The sequence below is a fragment of the Stenotrophomonas sp. HITSZ_GD genome (genome assembly GCF_029543105.1).
Taxonomy (GTDB): domain Bacteria; phylum Pseudomonadota; class Gammaproteobacteria; order Xanthomonadales; family Xanthomonadaceae; genus Stenotrophomonas_A.
The window spans coordinates 127750-149473 of sequence record NZ_JARQXB010000007.1; the positions used below are offsets into that span (position 1 = coordinate 127750).

At 69.8% G+C, this 21724-nt stretch carries 14 protein-coding genes; 12 read left to right on the forward strand and 2 right to left on the reverse strand.

The window, feature by feature from the left end; genetic code table 11:
* The first annotated feature begins 34 nt into the window (after positions 1 to 34).
* The 3 genes from murL (at position 35) to P6166_RS09335 (ending at position 3948) form a co-directional block, all read left to right on the forward strand.
* Positions 35 to 1390 (forward strand): UDP-N-acetyl-alpha-D-muramoyl-L-alanyl-L-glutamate epimerase, encoded by a 1356-nt coding sequence (gene murL, locus P6166_RS09325; RefSeq protein ID WP_277764186.1) that lies wholly within the window; start codon positions 35 to 37, stop codon positions 1388 to 1390.
* Positions 1371 to 2789: a UDP-N-acetylmuramoyl-L-alanine--D-glutamate ligase gene (murD, locus tag P6166_RS09330; RefSeq protein ID WP_277764187.1), complete on the forward strand. Its 1419-nt coding sequence runs from the start codon at positions 1371 to 1373 to the stop codon at positions 2787 to 2789. Before murL ends, murD begins: the two co-directional genes overlap by 20 nt.
* Positions 2790 to 3147: 358 nt before the next feature.
* Complete coding sequence (locus P6166_RS09335) at positions 3148 to 3948, forward strand: dienelactone hydrolase family protein (protein ID WP_277764188.1); 801 nt, start codon at positions 3148 to 3150, stop codon at positions 3946 to 3948.
* 133 nt (positions 3949 to 4081) lie between these two features.
* Here P6166_RS09335 and P6166_RS09340 read toward each other — a convergent pair whose 3' ends face one another.
* A complete protein-coding gene (locus tag P6166_RS09340) occupies positions 4082 to 5080 on the reverse strand; it encodes a polyprenyl synthetase family protein (protein ID WP_277764189.1) in 999 nt (332 codons plus the stop codon).
* Between the two features lie 280 nt (positions 5081 to 5360).
* Here P6166_RS09340 and P6166_RS09345 point away from each other — a divergent pair, with 280 nt between their 5' ends.
* The 6 genes from P6166_RS09345 to P6166_RS09370 all read left to right on the forward strand — a co-directional run bounded on the left by P6166_RS09345 (position 5361) and on the right by P6166_RS09370 (position 14078).
* On the forward strand, positions 5361 to 5774 hold the full coding sequence (locus P6166_RS09345) for a g-type lysozyme inhibitor (protein WP_277764190.1): 414 nt from the start codon (positions 5361 to 5363) through the stop codon (positions 5772 to 5774).
* Positions 5775 to 5988: 214 nt separating this feature from the next.
* Positions 5989 to 6474 (forward strand): single-stranded DNA-binding protein, encoded by a 486-nt coding sequence (locus tag P6166_RS09350; protein WP_277764191.1) that lies wholly within the window; start codon positions 5989 to 5991, stop codon positions 6472 to 6474.
* Between the two features lie 453 nt (positions 6475 to 6927).
* Positions 6928 to 8070, forward strand: coding sequence for an MFS transporter (locus P6166_RS09355; RefSeq protein WP_277764192.1), 1143 nt, complete (start codon positions 6928 to 6930; stop codon positions 8068 to 8070).
* 202 nt (positions 8071 to 8272) lie between these two features.
* Positions 8273 to 9895 (forward strand): ABC-F family ATP-binding cassette domain-containing protein, encoded by a 1623-nt coding sequence (locus P6166_RS09360; protein ID WP_277764193.1) that lies wholly within the window; start codon positions 8273 to 8275, stop codon positions 9893 to 9895.
* Positions 9896 to 10052: 157 nt separating this feature from the next.
* Positions 10053 to 12020 (forward strand): S9 family peptidase, encoded by a 1968-nt coding sequence (locus tag P6166_RS09365; RefSeq protein ID WP_277764194.1) that lies wholly within the window; start codon positions 10053 to 10055, stop codon positions 12018 to 12020.
* An 84-nt stretch (positions 12021 to 12104) separates the two neighbouring features.
* On the forward strand, positions 12105 to 14078 hold the full coding sequence (locus tag P6166_RS09370) for a S9 family peptidase (RefSeq protein ID WP_277764195.1): 1974 nt from the start codon (positions 12105 to 12107) through the stop codon (positions 14076 to 14078).
* Between the two features lie 98 nt (positions 14079 to 14176).
* Here the strand turns inward: P6166_RS09370 and P6166_RS09375 are convergent, their stop codons facing one another.
* Positions 14177 to 15937 carry a peptide MFS transporter gene (locus P6166_RS09375; RefSeq protein WP_277764196.1) on the reverse strand — a complete coding sequence of 587 codons (1761 nt, stop codon included), beginning with the start codon at positions 15935 to 15937 and terminating at the stop codon, positions 14177 to 14179.
* A gap of 159 nt (positions 15938 to 16096) precedes the next feature.
* Between P6166_RS09375 and P6166_RS09380 the strand changes: the two genes are divergently transcribed.
* The 3 genes from P6166_RS09380 to P6166_RS09390 all read left to right on the forward strand — a co-directional run bounded on the left by P6166_RS09380 (position 16097) and on the right by P6166_RS09390 (position 21724).
* A complete protein-coding gene (locus P6166_RS09380; protein ID WP_277764197.1) occupies positions 16097 to 18067 on the forward strand; it encodes an oligopeptide transporter, OPT family in 1971 nt (656 codons plus the stop codon).
* Positions 18068 to 18345: 278 nt separating this feature from the next.
* Positions 18346 to 20409 carry a S9 family peptidase gene (locus tag P6166_RS09385; RefSeq protein ID WP_277764198.1) on the forward strand — a complete coding sequence of 688 codons (2064 nt, stop codon included), beginning with the start codon at positions 18346 to 18348 and terminating at the stop codon, positions 20407 to 20409.
* Between the two features lie 64 nt (positions 20410 to 20473).
* A complete protein-coding gene (locus P6166_RS09390; RefSeq protein WP_277764199.1) occupies positions 20474 to 21724 on the forward strand; it encodes a DUF819 family protein in 1251 nt (416 codons plus the stop codon).

Genomic DNA, 21724 nt, shown 5'->3' on the forward strand with positions numbered 1-21724 from the left:
CGCGAAAACCGGGCTGTCCGTCCCCGGAAATTCCATGACTGCTTTCGACAAGACCCAGGTCTCCCGCTTCCGCTTCGTCCGCTGCGGCCTCGATGCCGCCAGCGGCGTCGCCTCGCTGGTCTACGCCTTCGACCAGGGCCCGGAAATGGTGGAAACGATCACCGTGCCGGGCGCGCCGTTCCAGCTGGATGGCGCCCGCGCCGAAGCGGTGCAGCGCGCCCTGCGGTTGCTGCACCTGTTCGCCGGCGTGAGCTACTACAAGGCGGCGGTCCCGTCGCAGGTGGCCATCGACGACTACGAGATCGACGCGGCCACCGCCGCGTTGGTCGAAGACCTGTACCTGCATGGCCTGGGCGAGTTCGCCTATCGCAATGGCTTGAACCTGCGCGGCCGCTTCAAGTTGCCGGTCGGCGCGGCGCCCGCGCCGGTCGCCCGCAAGGTCGGCTTGCCGGCGCATGCGCTGGTCGCCATCGGCGGCGGCAAGGATTCGCTGGTCAGCATCGAGGCACTGCGCGCGGCCGGGGTCGCGCAGACGGTGACGTGGATCGGCGGCTCGCAGCTGATCCGCGCCTGCGCCGAGCGCACCGGCCTGCCGACGCTCAACCTCGGCCGCACCCTGGCGCCGGAGCTGTTCGAGCTCAACCGCCAGGGCGCCTATAACGGGCATATCCCGGTCACGGCGGTGAATTCGGTGATCATGCTGCTCGCCGCCCTGCTCACCGGTGCCGACCAGGTGGTGTTCTCCAACGAGCGCTCGGCCAGCTACGGCAGCCAGATCCCGGGCACCGGCGAGGTCAACCACCAGTGGTCCAAGGGCTGGGCGCTGGAGCAGGCGCTGGGCGAATACGTCGAGCGCCACGTCGCCGCCGACCTGCACTATTACTCGCTGCTGCGTCCGCTCTCGGAACTGGCGGTGGCGCGGCAGTTCGCCAAGACCGACCACTACGACGCGCATTTCTCCAGCTGCAACCGCAACTTCCACATCATGGGCGAGCGCCCGGTGAACCGCTGGTGCGGCGTGTGCCCGAAGTGCCACTTCGTGTTCCTGGCGCTGGCGCCGTTCATGCCCAAGACGCGGCTGGTCAAGATCTTCGGCCGCAACCTGCTCGACGACGCCAGCCAGGCCGGCGGCTTCGACGCGCTGCTGGAGTTCCAGGACCACAAGCCGTTCGAATGCGTGGGCGAGGGGCGCGAATCGCGCGCGGCGATGGCCACGCTGGCGGCGCGGCCGGAATGGAAGGAAGACGTGCTGGTGAAGCGTTTCGCGCGCGAGATCCAGCCCCAGCTGCCGGCGGACGAATTGGCGCTGGCGCCGCAGCTGGAACTGGGCGGCGAACATCGCATTCCCGCGGCGCTGTGGGAGCGCGTGCGTGCGAATTTCGCAGCTTGAGGGTCAGGCGGTCGCGCTGTGGGGCTGGGGTCGCGAAGGCCGCTCGGCCTACCGCGCGATCCGCGCCGCGCTGCCGGCCCAGCCGCTGACGCTGTTCTGCGGCGCCCACGAGGTCGCCGAGGCGCAGGCACTGGATGATGCGAATCTGTCGGTCGAGACCGAAGCCACCGCCGCGGCATTGTCGCGTTTCGCGGTGGTGGTGAAATCGCCGGGCATCAGCCCGAACCGGCCCGAGGCGCAGGCCGCGGCGCAAGCCGGCACGCATTTCGTGGGCGGCACCGCGTTGTGGTTCGGCGCGCATGCCCAGCCGGGCGGCGTGGTGCCGGGGGCGGTATGCATCACCGGGACCAAGGGCAAGAGCACCACCACGGCGCTGCTCGCGCACCTGCTGCGGGCTGGCGGGCATCGCACCGCGCTGGCCGGCAACATCGGCCTGCCGCTGCTGGACCTGTTCGATCCGGTGCCGCCGCCGCAGTACTGGGCGATCGAGCTGTCCAGCTACCAGACCCGCGAGGTCGCGCGCAGCGGCGTGCGCCCGCAGCTGGCGCTGGTGCTCAACCTGTTCCCCGAACACCTGGACTGGCACGGTGGCGAGGCGCAGTACATCGCCGACAAGCTGTCGCTGGTCACCGAGGCGGCGCCGCGCATCGCGCTGCTCAACGCGGAAGATCCGCGCCTGGTGGCACTGGCCCCCAGCCTGACCGCCAGCGAGGTGCGGTGGTTCAACCACGCCGAAGGCTGGCACCTGCGCGGTGATGTGGTGCATCGCGGCGAGGTGGCGGTGTTCGATACGGCGCGCGTGCCGCTGCCGGGCCGGCATAACCGCGGCAACCTGTGCGCCGTGCTCGCGGCGATCGAGGCGCTGGGGCTGGATGCGGCGGCCTTGGCACCGGCGGCGCTGACGTTCCAGCCGCTACCCAACCGCCTGCAGACGATGGGCGTGCGCGACGGCATCCGCTACGTCAACGATTCCATCAGCACCACGCCGCACGCCACGCTGGCCGCGCTGGCCTGCTTCCCGGGGCAGCGGGTGGCGGTGCTGGTCGGCGGCCACGACCGCGGGCTGGACTGGCACGACTTCGCCGCGCACATGGCCGGCGATGCGCAGGTGCCGGTGGAAATCGTCACGATGGGCGCGAACGGCCCGCGTATCCATGCGTTGCTGCAAGGGCCGGCGCAGGCCGGGCACTTCGGGCTGCATGCGGCCGCGGACCTGCCCGAGGCGGTGGCGCTGGCACAAGCGGCGCTGGGGGAGGCCGGCGGCGTGGTGCTGCTTTCGCCGGGCGCGCCGAGCTTCGGTGCATACACCGACTACGTGGCGCGTGGGCGCCACTTCGCTTCGCTTGCCGGGTTTGATCCGGAGGCAATCAGTGCGATCCCGGGGTTGGGCGTCGCCTGAGGTCGGCGGTTTGGTTTCCTCGCGCGGACGCCCGAGGGTTTCCAGCGGCGGATCGGCGATCGAAGCGCGATCAAAAGTGGGTGGTCATTTCTTCGCCAATGTATCGTTGCGCCTTGCGGCACAAGCGGCGTGGACGGTTATCCACAAACTTCTCCGGGGATCATCCACATGGGCTGTGGAGAAGCGTTTTCGCTGCGGTGAAATTTTCGCCATCGTGGTGGCGAGGCTTGCGCCGCAAGGCGCTCGCACGGTTGTCCACAGGCTTCTCCCGCGGCCATCCACATGCAGTGTGCACAACCGCACCGGCGGCGCGGGGCGGGCTACACTCGCCTCCACTATCCAGCCGGAGGCAGGTCCGATGAGCAGGCGCAATCCTTGGCAGTGGGCGGTGGGCATGCTGGTCCTGGCGGCGATGCCGCTATCGGCCTCGGCGGCGATGCAGGCCAAGCCGGTGGAGTGGAAGATCGGGCAGGACACCTTCAGCGGCGTGCTGGTCTATGACGATGCGGGGGACGCCAAGCGCCCCGGCCTGGTGATGGTGCCGAACTGGCGGGGCGTCAACGACTCGGCCGTGGAGAAGGCGAAGAAGCTTGCCGGCGACGATTACGTGGTGCTGGTCGCCGACGTGTACGGCAAGAACGTGCGCCCGAAGGACGACCAGGAAGCGGGGCAGGTGGCCGGCAAGCTGCGCGGCGACCGCCCGACCCTGCGCCTGCGCGCGCAGAAGGCCGTGGAGGTGCTCAAGGCGCAGGCCGGCAAGGCGCCGGTGGATCTGGCGCGCATCGGCGCGGTGGGCTTCTGCTTCGGCGGCACCACCGTGCTGGAGCTGGCGCGCAGCGGGGCCCAGCTGGGTGGCGTGGTGAGCCTGCACGGCGGCATCTCCACCGACCTGCCGGCCAAGGCCGGCGCGGTGAAGACACCAGTGCTGGTGCTCAACGGCGCGGCCGACAAGAGCGTCACCGCCCAGGACATCGCCGCATTCCAGGAAGAGATGGACACGGCCGGGGCGGATTGGCAGTTCGTGAACTTCAGCGGGGCGGTGCATTGCTTCGCCGAGGCCGACGCGAACAGCCCGCCGGGGTGCCTGTACAACCCGCGCGCGGCCAAGCGCGCTTACCGCATGCTGGAAGATTTCTTCGAGGAGCGGTTCGGGGATTGAGATCGGGCCGAAGGCTTCCGGGTGCAGGCGGCGTGCCTGGCCCGGAAGATTCCGCGCTCCTGCGGCGCGGGCCATGGCGGCGTCGTGGCCTGGACGCGTCTCTTCGCAGGAGAAGCTTCAGCCCGAACGGGCCTCAGTGCGTGCGTGCCACCGCATAGCGGGCCAAGCCGCGCAATGCGGCCACGGCGTCGTTCTCTTCCAGGCCGTCGAGCGCACGCTCGGCGGCCTGCGCGTATTCGGCGGCGCGGCGGCGGCTGTACTCCAGCCCGCCGGTGGCGTGGATCGCCGCCAGCACTTCGGGCATCGCCTGCGCATCGCCCTGCTCGACGATCTCCCGCAGGCGCGCCTGCGTGCCGGCGTCGGAATGCGCGATGGCATGGATCAGCGGCAGTGTCGCCTTGCCCTCGGCCAGGTCGTCGCCCAGGTTCTTGCCCAGGTCGGCGGCGTCGGCGGCGTAGTCGAGCACGTCGTCGGCGATCTGGAACGCGTAGCCCAGCTGCATGCCGTAGTCGTACAGGCGCGCCTGCAGCGCCTCGTTCGCGCCGCTGGCCAGCGCGCCCAGGCGCGTGCCGGCGGCGAACAGCACCGCGGTCTTGCGCTCGATGACGCGCAGGTAGGCCGCTTCGTCGGTGTCCGGGTTGTGCACGTGCAGCAGCTGCAGCACTTCGCCCTCGGCGATGCGGTTGGTGGTATCGGCCAGGATGCGCATGACCGGCATGCGGTCCAGTTCGACCATCAGCTGGAAGCTGCGCGAATAGAGGAAGTCGCCCACCAGCACGCTCGGCGCGTTGCCCCACAGGGCATTGGCGGTGCTGCGGCCGCGCCGCAGGTCCGATTCGTCCACCACGTCGTCGTGCAGCAGCGTGGAGGTGTGGATGAACTCGATGATCGCCGCCAGTTGGTGGTGCTCCGGGCCGCCGCCGCCGACCGCGCGGCCGGCCAGCATCACCAGCATCGGCCGCAGGCGCTTGCCGCCGGCGGAGATGATGTGATCGGCGATCTGGTTGATCAGCACGACATCCGACGCGAGGCGGCTGCGGATCAGGGCATCGACCGCGGCCATGTCGGGAGCGGCGAGCTGCTGGATCTGGGGCAGGCCCAGGGCGGGGCGGAGGTCTTCGGCGAGGCTCATGCGGATCGGGCTGGAAGCGTGGCCGAATTATAGGCGACTGCCCGTCCTTCCGTCGGCGCCGGTCCCCGGAGGGTGCGTTCCGCGCCCGTGCACCGTGCTGCGCTGCAGGATGCGCCCCTGCCCGGATCGGATAGGCTTCGCCCGACCGCCTGCCTGCCGGGATGAGGGGATCGGCGCGGCGGTCGCGCTTCTCGGGAAACACGCGTTCCACCGTTGCACACCGGTCCCCACGGCCGGCGAATGGTTTTGCTGCGCTGTTCTTTCAACCCGGAGGGAAAGCATGAAGCATGTCATCGCCGTACTGGCGCTCGCCTGTCTGCTGATCGGCCTGGCGGTCTCCGCCTCGGGCGCGGACCAGGTCACCACGGTGCCTGTCCACTTCGCCAAGGGCGCGAGCAGCGCCAAGCTCAAGGGGCACTTCACCGGCTACGACAGCGTGCATTACACGCTGGACGCCAACGCGGGCCAGACGGCCACGGTCAAGCTGGACGGCAGCAGCAACGCCAGCTTCAACGTCTTCAAGCCGGGCGACGAACCGGGCGCGGCCGAGGCGATCGGCAGCGGCAGCGTGGGCACGCCGTGGGAAGGCCAGCTGCCGGCCAGCGGCGAGTACATCGTGCAGGTGTACCAGATGCGCGCTTCGGCGCGGCGTGGCGAGAAGGTGGATTTCGCCATCGAGCTCGCCGCGCGCTGATCCGGCGCGCGCCGCGGCCCGCCGCGCCGTGCCTGGCGGCGGCATCTGCCAGGCCGTCTGCCTGACCCCGCGCCGCGCCCGGCGGGGGCGGTCATCCGGGGAGGTGCTGGTAAGATGGGGACCATCGGGCTGCCCCAGGGCAGCCTCCCTGGCCGGCCCGGCGTCACGCCCGCGGCCCGCCACGCCCCAATCGCCTCATTCAGACGGAAACGCTATGGCCCGCGGCATCAACAAAGTCATCCTCGTCGGCAATCTCGGCAACGACCCCGAGGTCAAGTACACCCAGAGCGGCATGGCCGTGACCCGCTGCAGCCTGGCCACCACCAGCGTGCGCAAGGACCGCGACGGCAACCAGCAGGAGCGCACCGAATGGCACCGCGTCGTGTTCTTCGGCAAGCTCGGCGAAATCGCCGGCGAATACCTGCGCAAGGGCAGCCAGGTCTACGTCGAAGGCTCGATCCGCTACGACAAGTACACCGGCCAGGATGGCGTGGAGAAGTACTCCACCGACATCGTCGCCGACGAAATGCAGATGCTGGGCGGCCGCGGTGAAGGCGGTGGCGGTGGTGGCATGGGCGGCGATCGCCCGCAGCGCCAGTCCGCGCCGCGCCAGGAATACGCGCCGCGCCGCCAGGCGCCGGCACCGCAGCAGTCCGCGCCGCCGATGGACGATTTCGCCGACGACGATATTCCGTTCTGAGCCGGCCGCGAGAAGCCCCGGGAAACCGGGGCTTTTTATTTCAGGCGCTGGTGGCTCCGTGCGGCCAGTGCGCCGGCAGGTCCGCTTCGTTTGGTCCGATGCTCGCGCGCAGCGTCAACGGCGCCGGGATGAGCTCCCCGTTCTCCAAGCGCCGTCCGCCATGCCGACGCCCGCCCGCTAGCGGCAGGCACGAGGTCGCTGGCGGATCGACACCGCCGCCGCTGCACGCCGCGCCTGGCCGCCGGTCACCGTCATCCGCCAGCCAATCGGTGGGCGCCAGCGACTGCATCCGCGCGACCACGCCTGCCATGATCGCCATCGACCTGCTCATGACCACGCGGGCGGCCGCCGGGCCGGTGGCGCCGCGCGATGTCGCCGTGGCCCACGCGCTCTTGGCACGCCAGTCCACACGCGCGCCCGCCTGACCCGTTTGCACCCCGTCCAAGGATCTTCATGACCCCTCGCCACAGCGCCCGCGCCGAACAGCACGCCACCCGCGCCGCCTTCTTCATGCCCGGCTTCGCCGTCTCGGTCTGGGCGCCCATCGTGCCCTTCGCCAAGGCGCGCGCCGGCCTGGACGAGGCCATGCTCGGCCTGGTGCTGCTGTGCCTGGGCGCCGGTTCGCTGCTGGCGATGCCGCTGGCCGGTGCGCTCACCGCGCGCCAGGGCTGCCGCAAGGTGATGCTGGGCTCGTTGCTGCTGATGTGCCTGACGCTGCCGCTGCTCGCGCTGGCCGGCTCGCCTTGGTGGCTGGGCGCGGTGCTGTTCGTGTTCGGGGCGGGCGTGGGGGCGATGGATTGCGCGATGAACCTGCAGGCGGTCGCGGTGGAGCGCCACGCCGGGCGCGCGATGATGTCCGGCTTCCATGCGTTCTACAGCATCGGCGGCTTCTGCGGCGCGGCGGCGATGACCGCGCTGCTGGCCGCGGCGGTGCCGCCCGTGTGGGCCGCGGCCGGCGCGGTGGTCGCGCTCATCGCGCTGGCGGCGTGCTCGGTGCCGTACTGGCATCGCGAGCGCATCGACCACGACGGCCCGCTGCTGGCGTGGCCGCACGGCTTCGTGTTGTTCCTCGGCGTGCTCGCCTTCGTCGTGTTCCTGGCCGAAGGCTCGATGCTGGACTGGAGCGCGGTGTTCCTGAGCGAGGTGCGCGGGGTCGAGCCCAGCCGCGCGGGCACGGGCTACGTGGTATTCGCCTTGAGCATGACGCTGGCGCGCCTGCTCGGCGACGGCGTGGTGGAGCGCCTGGGCCGCCAGCGCACCGTGCTGGTGGGCGGCCTGCTCGCGGCCGCCGGCTTCCTGCTCGTCACGGTGGTGCCCGCCTGGCTGCCCGGCTTGCTCGGCTACGCGCTGGTGGGCATCGGCTGCGCCAACATCGTGCCGGTGTTGTTTTCGCTGGCGGGCAACCAGCGCGCCATGCCCGAGGCGATGGCGATTCCGGGGATGAGCACGCTGGGCTATGCCGGCGTGCTCGCCGGCCCGGCGTTGATCGGCTTTGTCGCGCATGCCTCCAGCCTGGTGTTCGCCTTCCTGTGCGTGGCGGTTGCATTGTTCGGCGTGGCGCTGTCGGCGCGCTGGCTGCGCGGCCAGGCGGAATAGTCGGCGCGTTGGGGAGGCCGGCCTGGCGCCATGCTTCAGCCAACCCGCGCTAGAGTATCCGTCCAGCCAGGAGACCTTCCGCCCGTGTGAGCCTCGATTCCCCGTAGACCCGGTCGCCGCGATGCCCGAGGGCGGGCGCGTGCCGCACCGGTTCCCGCCGCGCCGGCCTCGCCGTGCGCGCCGCACCTCACGGAGAATCCCCATGGCTTCCGCGCATATCCGCGTATCGCACCTGAGTTTCGCCTGGCCGGACGGTACGCCCGTCCTGCACGACCTGTCCTTCACCCTCGGCGCCACGCGCACCGGCCTGGTGGCGCCCAACGGCGCCGGCAAAAGCACCCTGCTGCGGTTGCTGGCCGGCGAGCTGGCGCCGGCTGCCGGGCGCATCGCGCTGCACGGCCGGGTGGCCTGGCTGCCGCAGCAACTTGCCCTCGATCCCCGCCTGCAGGTGGCCGACGTACTGGGCGTGGCCACGCAATTGCGCGCATTGGAGGCGGTGCATGCGGGCGCCGGCACGCTCGAGGATTTCGAGTGCGTGGGCTCCGACTGGGATCTTCGCGAGCGCATCGCGGCCACGCTGGCGCGGCTCGGGCTGGACGGCCTGTCGTTGCAGCGGCCGATGCGCACGCTCAGTGGTGGCGAAGCGATGTCGCTGGCGCTGGCGGCGCGCCTGCTGCAACGTCCCGACGTGCTGCTGCTCGACGAACCCAGCAACCATCTGGACGCCACCGCGCGCCGCCGCCTGTGCGACGTGCTGGCCGACTGGCCCGGCTGCGTGTTGATCGCCAGCCACGATCGCAGGTTGCTTGATGGCATGGACCAGATCGCCGAGCTGCATCCGGACCACCTCGCGTTGCATGGCGGCGGCTGGCGCGAGTACCGCGAGGCGGCCGAAGCCGGCCAGCAGGCCGCCGAGCAGCGCGTGCGCCAGTTGCGCGGCGAAGTGCGCCGGCAGCAGCAGGCCCGCCAGCAGGCCCGCGAGCGGGCCGAACGGCGCAGCGCCCGCGCCGCGCACGGCGTGGCGGATGCGGGCCTGCCGCGCCTGGTCGCGGGCCTGCGGGCACGCGCCGCGCAGGTCTCCGCCGGCAAGACCGACGAGGTGCATGCCGATCGCCTCGCGCAGGCCCGCGCGCACCTGCGCGAAGCGGCGCAGGCGTTGGAGGGCGCCACGCCGCTCGCCCTGCCGTTGCCGGCCACGCGGGTACCCGCCGATCGCGTGCTGTTCCATGGGCAGGGCGTGCAGGTGTACCGCGATGGCCGCGCCGTGTTTGCCGGCGACGGCCTTGCGTTGACGATCCGCGGGCCCGAGCGGATTGCCCTGCAGGGCGACAACGGGGCGGGCAAGACGACGCTGCTGCAGCTGCTCGCCGGCGACCTGCCGCCCGCCGCGGGTAGCGTGCGGCGCGGCGCAGGGCGCATCGCCACGCTGTCGCAACGCCTCGAACTCCCCGACCCGCGGGCGAGCGTGGCCGAACATTTCGCCGCCGCCGCGCCCGGCATGGCGCCGGGCGAACGCGCGCGCCTGCTCGCGGGCCTGGGCTTTCGCGGCGAACGCACCGGCTTGCCGCTGGCCGCCCTCTCCGGCGGGGAGCGTCTGCGCGTGGTGCTGCTGTGCGTATTGCATGCCGAGCCGGCGCCGCAGCTGCTGCTGCTGGACGAGCCCACCAACAACCTGGACCTGGAGACCGTCGCGCAACTGGAGCAGGGCCTGCGGGCGCACGAGGGCGCGCTGGTGGTGGCCAGCCATGACGACGCCTTCCTCGATGCGATCGGGGTCACGCGGCGGTGGTGGCTGGCGGAGGGCAAGTTGCGGGAGCGCGCCTGAGCCCGCGCCCGGCGACGTGCATCACGATCACGCGGGTGCGCGTCCGTTCGGCGCTTGGCGGCCGCACGGGGACTTGCTAGCGTTCACCGGCCACGCCAGGAGGCGGGGGGGCACCGGCGGATGCCGGTGGGAGACGGAAGAGAATCCGGGGGATCGAATGAAGAAGTGGAATCTCGGCGCAGCGGTCCTGCTCGCCGTGTCGGGTGCTGCCAGCGCCCAGGTCGACGTGGACGCGTACATCAAGAAGGACCAGTTCACCGACATCAAGCTCTCGCCGACCGGTGAGTACATCGCCGCCACCGTGCCGCTGGAGGACCGCACGATGCTGGCGATCCTGCGCCGCTCGGACAATGCGATGACCGCCAAGTTCGGCCTCGGCCAGAATACGCACGTGCAGGACTTCAGCTGGTCGAGCGACAAGCGCGTGGTGATCGAGATCGGCCAGAAGTACGGCCTGCTCGAACGGCCGCAGGGGACCGGCGAGCTGTATGCCATCGACGCGGACGACAACAAGCCGCAGATCCTGATCGGCTACCGCGCCGAAGGCAGCGGGCTGGGCACCCGGATCCAGACGCGCAAGGCCGAGCTGGTCGGTGCCAGCATCGTCGACCTGTTGCCTAACGACGAGCGCAACATCATCGTCAACGTGTGGGGCGCGGGCGAAGCGCGCTTCACCAGTGCCGAGCGGCTGGATACCACGACCGGTGGCCGTTTCCCGCTGGTCAAGTCGCCGGTGCGCAGCAGCGAATTTGCGACCGACAACGCCGGGGTGGTGCGCTTCGCCTGGGGCAGCGCCTCGGACAACGTGAACAAGCTGTACTACCGCGATGGCGAGGGCGGCGAGTGGCGCATGGTGCACGACGAGGGGCAGGCAGGCACAATCGAATGGCCGGTCGGGTTCTCCGAGGACAACCGGATTGCCTACCTCCAAGTGCAGAACCCAAAGGGGCCCGATGCCATCGTCGCCTGGGACATCGCAGCCGACACCCGCAAGGTGGTGTTGCAGGATGCCGTGGCCGACCCTGCCGAGATCCTCTATCGGCCCAACAGCCAGGTGCCGGTGGGCGCGCTGGTGCGTGGCGAGAAACCCAAGTCGGTCTTCTTCGAGCCGGAAGGCGCGGACGCGCGGCTGTACCACAGCCTTGAGGCGGCCTTCGGCAGCGCGGTGCTGATCACTTCCACCGACAAGACCGGCAACCTGTTGCTGGTGAAGAGCTGGACGGACGGCAACCCCGGCGATTTCTACCTGTTCGACAAGGCGGCCAAGAAGGCCAGCCACGTGGCCAGCCGGAAGGCCTGGTTCGATCCGGACAAGACCGCGCAGGCGGAACCGATCACGCTGAAAGCGCGCGATGGCCTCACGTTGCATGGCTATATCACCCGCCCGCGCGGCAGTGCCGGCAAGGCACTGCCCATGGTGGTGATGCCGCATGGCGGTCCGTTCGGCGAGGAAGATGTCTGGGCCTTCGACACGGACGCGCAAATGCTGGCCGCCGCCGGTTACGCGGTGCTGCAGGTGAACTTCCGCGGCTCGGGCAACTACGGGCGTGCGTTCCGGCAGGCCGGCGCGCAGCAGTGGGGCGGCACGATGCAGGACGACGTGACCGACGCAACGAAGTGGGCCATCCAGCAGGGCTATGCCGACGCATCGCGCGTGTGCATCTACGGCGCCAGCTACGGCGCCTATGCCGCATTGATGGGCGTGGCGAAGGAGCCGGGCCTGTACAAGTGCGCGGCGGGCTACGTCGGCATCTACGACCTGCCGATGATGTTCTCCGGGGGCGACATCCAGGACACCTTGGGCGGGCAGACCTACCTGCGCGAGTGGGTCGGCGATCCGGCGCAGCTGTCGAAGGTCTCCCCGGTCAATCTCGCCGCGCAGATCAAGGTGCCGGTTTTCCTGGCAGCGGGTGGCGAGGACAAGCGCGCGCCCATCGAGCACAGCCGCAAGATGGAAGCGGCCCTGCGCAAGGCCGGCGTGCCGGTGCAGACGCTGTACTACCCGACCGAAGGCCACGGCTTCTACACCCCGGACCACCAGCGCGAGTACTACACGCAGCTGTTGGCGTTCCTGTCCAGGTCGCTGGGCGGGCAGCCGGCCAAGGCCGCGGGCGCGCAGCCCTGAGCCGCGCACCCGGCGATTGAGCAGTCCCAGGCGGCGGCATCGGGAGATGCCGCCGAGCTTTCTTCGCACTCCACGGGGATTCCCATGAAGCATTCGATTCCAGCGCTCGCGCTGCTGTGCTCGCTGGCTTTTGCGGCCGGTGCGGCGCACGCGCAGGTAGACATCGACGCCTACATCAAGCGCGACAAGTTCACCAACATCAAGCTCTCGCCCACGGGCGAATACCTTGCCGCGACGCTGCCGCTGGAGGACCGCACCGTGCTGGTGATCCTCCGTCGCGCCGACAATTCGGTATCGAGCAAGTTCACGCCGGAGAAGAACGGGCACGTCGGCGCGTTCGACTGGTCAGGCGACCGCCGCGTGGTGTTCGACGTGAACAAGAAGTCCGGCCTGCTCGATACGCCGCAGAAGACCTACGAGCTCTACAAGCTGGACGTGGACGGCAGCCCGGACATCCTGATCGGCGTGGGCAAGGCCAACAAGGCCACGGACGCGCACAAGGCTGCGCGTACCACCGCCTATGTCGGCGCCCAGGTCGTGGACCTGCTGCCGGACGACGAGCGTTATGCCGTCATCAACGTGCTGGAGCCGGGCGAGGCACGCTATACCAGCGCCGAGCGACTCGACCTGCAAAGCGGGCGGCGCTCGCCGATCACCCGCTCGCCGGTGCGCAACAGCCAGTTCGCCACCGACAATGCCGGCGTGGTGCGCTTCGCCTGGGGCAGCGATGTCAGCAACAACCAGCTGCTGTACTACCGCGACGGCGACGGCGCGCAGTGGCGCATGATCCACAGCGAGATCGAGGCGGGCGGCCAGGCCATGCCGCTCGGTTTCTCCGAGGACAACCGCATTGCCTACCTGGAAGTGGAGAACCGCAAGGGCCCCGACGCCATCGTGGCGTGGGACATCGCCGCCGACACGCGCAAGGTCGTGCTGCAGGATGCCGTCGCCGACCCGGGTACGATCCTTTATCGACCCAACAGCCAGGTGCCCGTGGGTGCGCTGGTGACTGGCGACAAGACCAAGTCGGTGTTCTTCGAGCCGGAAGGCGCCGACGCGCGCCTGTACCACAGCCTCGAAGCCGCCTTCGGCAGCGCCGTGCATGTCACCTCCACCGACAAGGCCGGCAACCTGCTGCTGGTGCAGAGTTGGACGGACCGTAATCCGGGCGACTTCTACCTGTTCGACAAGGCGGCGAAGAAAGCCGAGCACGTGGTCGGGCGCCGCGACTGGTTCGACCCGGCAAAGATGGCGCAGGCCGAGCCGATCGCGCTGAAGGCGCGCGATGGCCTGGTGTTGCATGGTTACCTCACCCGGCCCGCCGGCAGCCAGGGCAAGGCGCTGCCGATGGTGATGATGCCGCATGGCGGCCCGTTCGGCGTCTTCGATGGCTGGGCGTTCGATGGCGAGGCGCAGATGCTCGCCAGCGCCGGCTACGCGGTGCTGCAGGTCAACTTCCGTGGCTCGGGCAACTACGGGCGCGCGTTCGAGAACGCGGGCGCCCAGCAGTGGGGCGGCACGATGCAGGACGACGTGACCGACGCAACGAAGTGGGCCATCCAGCAGGGCTATGCGGACGCGAACCGGATCTGCATCTACGGCGCCAGCTACGGTGCCTACGCCGCATTGATGGGCGTGGCGAAGGAGCCGGGCCTGTACAAGTGCGCAGCGGGCTACGTCGGCATCTACGACCTGTCGATGATGTTCTCCGGCGGCGACGTGCGCGAAACCCTGCGCGGTGAAACCTACCTGCGCGAGTGGATCGGCGACCCGGCGCAGCTGTCGAAGGTCTCCCCGGTCAATCTCGCCACGCAGATCAAGGTGCCGGTTTTTCTGGCGGCCGGTGGCGAGGACAAGCGCGCGCCCATCGAGCACAGCCGCAAGATGGAAGCGGCCCTGCGCAAGGCCGGCGTGCCGGTGCAGACGCTGTACTACCCGACCGAAGGCCACGGCTTCTACACCCCGGACCACCAGCGCGAGTACTACACGCAGCTGCTGGCGTTCCTGTCCAGGTCGCTGGGCGGGCAGCCGGCCAAGGCCGCGGGCGCGCAGCCCTGAGCACACCGGAGTAGGGCGCCTTCGGGCGCCCCTGCGCACTCCCGGGCGGAAACGCTCAGCCGCGACCGCGCACGTGCCGGTCGCGGCGAGGCGCTCGGCTACCGAACCCCATGCATCGCGCGCCGCAGCCACGGCGCGCACAGCAGCGCGATCACGCCGCACGCCAGGCCGATCCACATCATCAGCCAGAACAGGTGCGCGTAGCTGGCCGACGCCTGCACCAGGTCCATCTGCCCATCCTCGGGCACGTCGATGGCGGCGAGCTTGCCGAACAGCGCGGCCAGCGCCTCGGAAAACGCGGTGGCGAGGAACCAGGTGCCCATCATCAGGCTGACCACGCGCGGCACCGCCAGCTGCGTCACCGCCGACAGGCCCACCGGCGCCAGGCACATCTCGCCGACTTCCAGCACCAGGTAGGCCAACACCAGCCACCACACGCTGGCGATCGCGCCGGTCGCGCCGACCTGCTGCGCGGCCAGCGCCAACGGCACGAACGACAACCCGGCGAAGATCAGCCCCAGCGCCGACTTCACCGGCTTGGAGGGATCGGCGCGGCGCCGGTCCAGCCAGGCCCACAGCGCGGCGAACAGCGGCGCCAGCAGCACCAGGAACAACGCGCCCAGGTAGGTGAGCGAGCCGGCGGTCTGCGGCAGCACGATGCAGTCGCGCACCAGAAACACCAGCATCAGCGCGGTGACGCCGACGAACAGCATGCGCGGTGCGCGCGAAGCGGCGTGGCGGTCGGACATCGTGGCGGCCACCGCGAAGCCCAGCGGGGCCAGCAGCAGCGAGGCGATCGACCACGGCAGCGGCGTGCCGTCGCGGATCACCAGGCTCGGCGCGACGTCCTTGGTCAGCAAGCGGTCGGTGAAGGTGACCCAGGAGCCATACGTCTGCTCGTAGAGGGTGAAGAACACCAGCGCCATGAAGATCAGCGCCAGCAGCGCCCACATCTGCCCGCGCTGCACTGGCGTGCAGCGGGCGCCGGTGAACCACGCGAACCACAGCAGCACGCCGCCCAGCACGACCAGCATGAGCACCAGCGCCAGGCTGATTTCACCGCCGATGGAAGCCACCCCGTTGGCGGCAGCCCACATCAGCGCGGCAATCGGGAACACCGAGAGCACCGCGCCGCCATAGATCAGCCATTCGCGCGGCAGGCCGAACACGCGCTCGCGCAGCGTCGCCGGCGCCGGCGGTTCGGCATGGCCGTGCAGGTACTTCTGGCCCCACAGGAACATCGCCAGGCCCAGCAGCATGCCGATGCCGGCCGCGCCGAAACCGTACTTCCAGCCGTAGGCCTCGCCGAGGAAGCCGCACACCAGCGAGGCGAACAGCGCGCCGAGGTTGATGCCGGCGTAGAACAGCGAGAAGCCCGAATCCCGGCGCGGGTCGTTCTCGGCATACAGCCGCCCGACGATGGTGGAGATGTTCGGCTTCATGAAGCCGACGCCGGCGATGATCAGCGCCAGCGAGAGGTAGGTGACCCACAGCGCACCCTCGTCGCGCACCACCGCGCCGGCCACACGCGTGGCCGCATGCCCTTCCACCGCCATGCCGACGTGGCCCAGCACCAGCAGCAGGCTGCCAAAGGTCACCGCCTTGCGCATGCCCAGCCAGCGGTCGGCCAGCAGGCCGCCGATCACCGGCATGCAGTACACCAGCCCGCCGTAGGCGCCGAGCAGGTCCAGGCCGGCGGCATCGCCGAACAGGTGGTGCTTGGTGAGGTAGAGCAGCAGCAACGCCTTCATGCCGTAGAAGGAGAAGCGCTCCCACATCTCGGTGAAGAAGCAGACGTACACGCCCTTGGGGTGGCCGAGGAAATCGTCGGAGCGGGGCAGGGCGGCGGTGGCGGTCATGCGGGCGGCGGCGGGCGAAAGGGCGGGAGTATAGAAGGGCCGGATGTGCCGGGTTTGCCGGCGCGGCGCGGGAGGCACTTTCACCTGCAACTGGACAGGAAATCGGCCAGCGGCTAGCGTGGCCCGGATTTTTTGTCATTCCTTACCCAGGGGGTTTCCATGAGCCAAGCCGCACAGCCGCGCCAGCTCACCTTCCGTGCCGTGGTGCTGGCGATTGTCCTGGCCATGGTGCTTTCGGCAGCCAACGCCTACCTCGGCCTGTTCGCCGGCCTGACCATCGCCACCGCCATTCCGGCGGCGGTCGTCTCGATGGGCGTGCTGCGCCTGCTCGGCGGCGGCACGATCCTGGAGAACAACATCGTCCAGACCGGCGCCTCGGCCGGCTCGTCGATCGCCGCCGGCGTGATCTTCACCATCCCCGCGCTGGTGATCATGGGCTACTGGCCGGACTTCAAGTACTGGTGGGTGCTGGGCATCGCCGGCCTGGGCGGCCTGCTGGGCGTGCTGTTCTCGGTGCCGCTGCGCCGCTCGATGATCGTCGAGGATCCGCTGCCGTTCCCGGAAGGCAAGGCTGCGGCCGAAGTGCTCAAGGCCGGTGAGAACCCCGGGCCGGGCCTGAAGATCCTGGCCGTTTCCGGTGCCATCGGCGCGCTGGTGAAGCTCTCGGCCGCCAGCGGCCTGCGCGTGATCCCGGATACCTGGGTGCAGTCGGCCTACGTCGGCAGCTCCAAGGTGACCGCGTTCATCGGCACCAACCTGTCGCCCGCGCTGCTCGGCGTGGGCTACATCGTCGGCCTGAACGTCGGCATCGTGGTGGTGTCCGGCTCGATCCTGTCCTGGCACATCGCCATCCCGCTGTACCAGGCGTTCTTCGCCAACAGCGACCCGGCCCTGGCCACGGCCATCGCCGATGCGTCCTCGGCCGATGCGGCCTACGCCATCTGGAGCGCGAAGATTCGCTACCTGGGCGTGGGCGCGATGCTCATCGGCGGCATCTGGACGCTGTTCTCGCTGCGCAAGTCGCTGCTGTCGGGCATCAAGAGCGGCTTTGCCGCCGCGCGCAAGAGCGCCGGCAATACCGTCGTCGCCGAGACCGAGCGCGACCTGCCGATGAAGTGGATGCTCGTCGCGCTGGTGGCCTTCACCCTGCCGCTGCTGGGCCTGTACCAGGCCATCGTGCAGCAGTGGCACGTGTCGATCCCGATGACGATCATCATGATCGCCGCCGGTTTCCTGTTCGTGTCGGTGTCCGGCTACCTGGCCGGCCTGATCGGCTCGTCGAACAACCCGGTCTCGGGCATCACCATCTCCACCATCCTGTTCGCCTCGGCCGTGCTGGTGCTGCTGCTGGGCAAGAGCGGCCTGAACCCGGTGGGCGCGGCCGGTGCACCGCTGGGCGCCGTGGCCGCGATCATGATCGGCGCGGTGGTGTGCTGCGCGGCGGCGGTGGGTGGCGACAACCTGCAGGACCTCAAGGCCGGCTACCTGGTCGGCGCCACGCCGTGGAAGCAGCAGCTGATGCTGGGCATCGGCGCGTTCTCGTGCGCGCTGATCATGGCCCCGGTGCTGAACCTGCTGGCCAATGCCTACGGCATCGGCGCGCCGACCCCGGCGCACCCGAATTCGCTGGCGGCGCCGCAGGCCAACCTGATGGCGTCGGTTGCGCGCGGCCTGTTCGGCGGGCAGCTGCCGTGGTCGTTCATCGCGCTGGGCGCGGTGGTCGGCGCGGCGGTGATCGCGCTGGACGAATGGCTGAAGTCGCGCGGCGCGCGCTTCCGCGTGCCGGTGCTGGCCGCGGCCATCGGCATCTACCTGCCGCTGGAGCTGATGGTGCCGATCTTCCTCGGCGGCCTGCTGGCGCACCTGGTGGAACGCTTCCACAAGGTCAACCCGGACGACGAAGAGGCGCGCGACCGCGTGCACCGCCCGGGCGTGCTGTTCTCGGCCGGCCTGATCACCGGCGAAGCGCTGCTGGGCATCGCCATCGCGGTGCCGATCGTGGTGACGCAACGCGCCGACGTGCTGGCCCTGCCGGAAGCCTTCCACCTGAACCAGTGGATCGGCCTGGTGGTGCTGGCCCTGGTGGGCTGGTTGCTGTACCGCACCGGCAAGCGCGGCGAGAAGGCGTAACGCCGAAGCGTGCTGCATCGCAACGAAGGCCGCCTGCGGGCAGCCTTCTTTTTTGCGGCGGCGTGAGGTGCTGTGGGGCGCCCTCTGCGGTGCCGTGCCCGCCTTGTAGGAGCGGCTTCAGCCGCGACCGCAGGCATGGCCCCGTCGCGGCTGAAGCCGCTCCTACAGGGGGGAGCGCCCGAGGGTGCGGGCACCGCCGCAGCCATGACTTCCCTCCTTTGCACGGCGCGGCCGTGGCCGCCTACCATCGGGGGTTTGCCGTCCTGCCCGGAGACTCCATGAAGCTTCGCCACGCCCTGCTGCCCCTGTGCCTGCTGGCCGCCCTGCCCACGCTGGCCACCGCGCGCGGTTTCGATGTCCGCGACATGGTCGCCCTGGACCGCGTGTCCGCCCCGACCCTGAGCCCGGATGGCGGCGTGCTGGTGTTCTCCAAGCGCGTGATGGACGAGAACAAGACCAAGGCCAGCAGCAGCCTGTGGCGCCGCGACCTGCGCACCCGCGACATGGCCCCGCCCAAGCAGATCACCCCGGAAGGCTGGAACGTCAACTCGCCGGCCTTCTCGCACGACGGCCAGACCGTCTACTTCCTCAGTGCCAAGAACGGCAGCCAGCAGCTGTACGCGATGCCGGCCGAAGGCGGCACGCCGCGCCAGCTGACCGATTTCCCGGTGGACGTGGACAGCTTCAAGCTCTCCCCGCAGGGCGAGCGCATCGTGTTCAGCGCCGGCGTGTTCCAGGATTGCGCCTCCGACCTGGCCTGCACGAAGAAGAAGCTCGACGCCGCCGAAAACGCCAAGGCCACCGGCAAGGTGTTCGACTCGCTGTTCGTGCGCCACTGGGACACCTGGAACGACGGCCGCCGCAACACCCTGTTCGTGGCGCCGCTGCCGAAGGGCGAAGCCAAGGCCACCACCGCCACCGCGATCAGCGCGAAGATCGCCGGCGACGCACCGTCCAAGCCGTTCGGCGGCAACGACGACTACGAGTGGGCGCCGGACGGCAAGAGCGTGGTCGCCAGCATCCGCGTGGCCGGCCGCGAGGAGCCGTGGTCGACCAACTTCGACCTGTACAAGCTCGACGCCGCCGGCAGCAAGGCCGCGGTGAACCTCACCAAGGCCAACCCGGCCTGGGATGCCGGCCCGGTGTTCAGCGCCGACGGCAAGACCCTGTACTACCGCGCGATGAAGCGTCCGGGCTTCGAGGCCGACCGCTTCGCGCTGATGGCGATGGACCTGGCCAGCGGCAAGACGCGCGAGATCGCCCCGCAGTGGGACCGCTCGGCCGGCGAGATCGTGCTCAGCGCCGACGGCAAGTCCATCCTCACCGGCGCCGACGACCTGGGCCAGCACCCGCTGTTCCAGATCGACATCGCCACCGGCAAGGCGACCCAACTGGTGGGCGAGGGCAGCGTCGGCTCGCCGGTGCTGGCTGGCCCCACGCTCGCCTTCACCCGCAATTCGCTCAAGAGCGGCGACCAAATCTTCGTGGCCGATACCGCCGCGCAGAACCTGCGCGCGATCACCCCGAGCACCGGCGAAACGCTGCCGGACGTGCAGTTCGGCGATTTCGAGCAGTTCCAGTTCACGGGCTGGAACAACGAGGCCGTGCACGGCTACGTGGTCAAGCCGTACAACTACCAGCCGGGCAAGAAGTACCCGGTGGCGTTCCTGATCCACGGTGGCCCGCAGGGCAGCTTCGGCAACGGCTGGAGCTACCGCTGGAACCCGCAGACCTATGCGGGCCAGGGCTACGCGGTGGTGATGATCGACTTCCACGGTTCCACCGGCTACGGCCAGGCGTTCACCGACGCCATCAGCCAGCACTGGGGCGACCGCCCGCTGGAAGACCTGCAGAAGGGCTGGGCGGCGGCGCAGCAGCAGTACGGCTTCCTCAACGGCGACAAGGCCTGCGCGCTTGGCGCCAGCTACGGCGGCTTCATGACGTACTGGATCGCCGGCAACTGGAATGAGCCGTGGAAGTGCCTGGTCGACCATGACGGCGTGTTCGACAACCGCATGATGGGCTACAGCACCGAGGAGCTGTGGTTCAGCGAGTGGGAGAACGGCGGCACGCCCTGGAACAACGCCGAGAAGTACGAGAAGTTCAACCCGGTCAACCATGTCGCCAACTGGAGCAAGCCGATCCTGGTGATCCACGGCCAGCAGGACTTCCGCATTCCGGTGGAGCAGGGCCTGGCCGCGTTCACCGCCGCGCAGCGCAAGGGCGTGGAGTCGAAGTTCCTGTACTTCCCGGACGAGAACCACTGGGTGCTCAAGCCGCAGAACTCGATCCTGTGGCACGACACGGTCAACGCCTGGCTCAAGCAGCACATCGGCGAGTAAGACCTTCGCGCGGGGCCGGCATTGCCGGCCCCGCGTCGTTTCCCGCCCCGCGCCCGGATACCGCATGAACGAAGCCCGCACCGCCCTGATCCAGAACGACATCGTCGTCTTCGGCCTGATCGCCGCCACCCTCGGCGCAGTGTTCTGGACCGCCTCGCGGGAGAAGGGGCTGTGGAAGCGCTTCTATACGTTCGTGCCGGCGCTGCTGCTGTGCTACCTGATTCCCGGCATCTACAACACCGTCGGGCTGATCGACGGCCAGCACACCTCGCTGTACAACCCGGTGGCGCGCGACATCCTGCTGCCGGCCGCGCTGGTGCTGCTGACGCTGGCGGTGGACATCAAGGCCATCCTGCGCCTGGGGCCCAAGCTGGTGCTGATGTACGTGGGCACCTCGGCCAGCATCATGCTCGGCGCGTTTGTCGCCTTCGCGGTGATGCGCTGGATCCACCCGTCCACCGTGGCCGGCGATACCTGGGCCGGCATGGCCGCGCTGGCCGGCAGCTGGATCGGCGGCGGCGCCAACATGCTGGCGATGCGCGAGGTGTTCAACGTCGATGCCACCACGTTCGGCCAGTTCGCGGTGGTGGATGTCGGCGTGGGCTACGTGTGGATGGCCGCGCTCATTTTCCTGGCCGGTCGCGCGCAGAAGATCGATGCCCGCAGCGGTGCGGACACTCGCGCCCTGGACGAATTGAAGGAACGCATTGCCGCCTTCCAGGCCCAGCACGAGCGAATTCCGACGCTGACCGACCTGATGATCATCGTCGGCGTCGCGTTCGGCGCCGTGGGCCTGGCGCATGCCATCGCCACGCCGCTGTCGGCGTGGTTCGGCGCGAATGTGTCGTGGGCGTCGCGCTTCAGCCTGGACTCGCCGTTCGTGTGGGTGGTGGTGCTGGCCACCAGTTGCGGGCTGGGCCTGAGCTTCACCCGCGCGCGCACGCTGGAAGGCGCCGGCGCCTCGCGCATCGGCTCGCTGTTGCTGTATTTCCTCATCGCGTGCATCGGGATGCAGATGGACCTGCTGGCGCTGCTCGACCGGCCGTGGCTGTTCCTGCTGGGCATCATCTGGATCGGCGTGCACATCGTGCTGCTGTGGGGCCTGGGCCGGCTGCTCAACGTGCCGTTCTTCTATTTCGCCATCGGCTCGCAATCGCACATCGGCGGGCCGGCGTCGGCGCCGGTGGTGGCCGCGGCGTTCCATCCGGCGTTGGCGCCGGTGGGTGTGCTGCTCGGCACGCTGGGTTATGCGACGGGCACGTACCTGGCGTATGTCGTGGGCATCACGCTGCGCGCGATGGCCGGCGCGGGATGA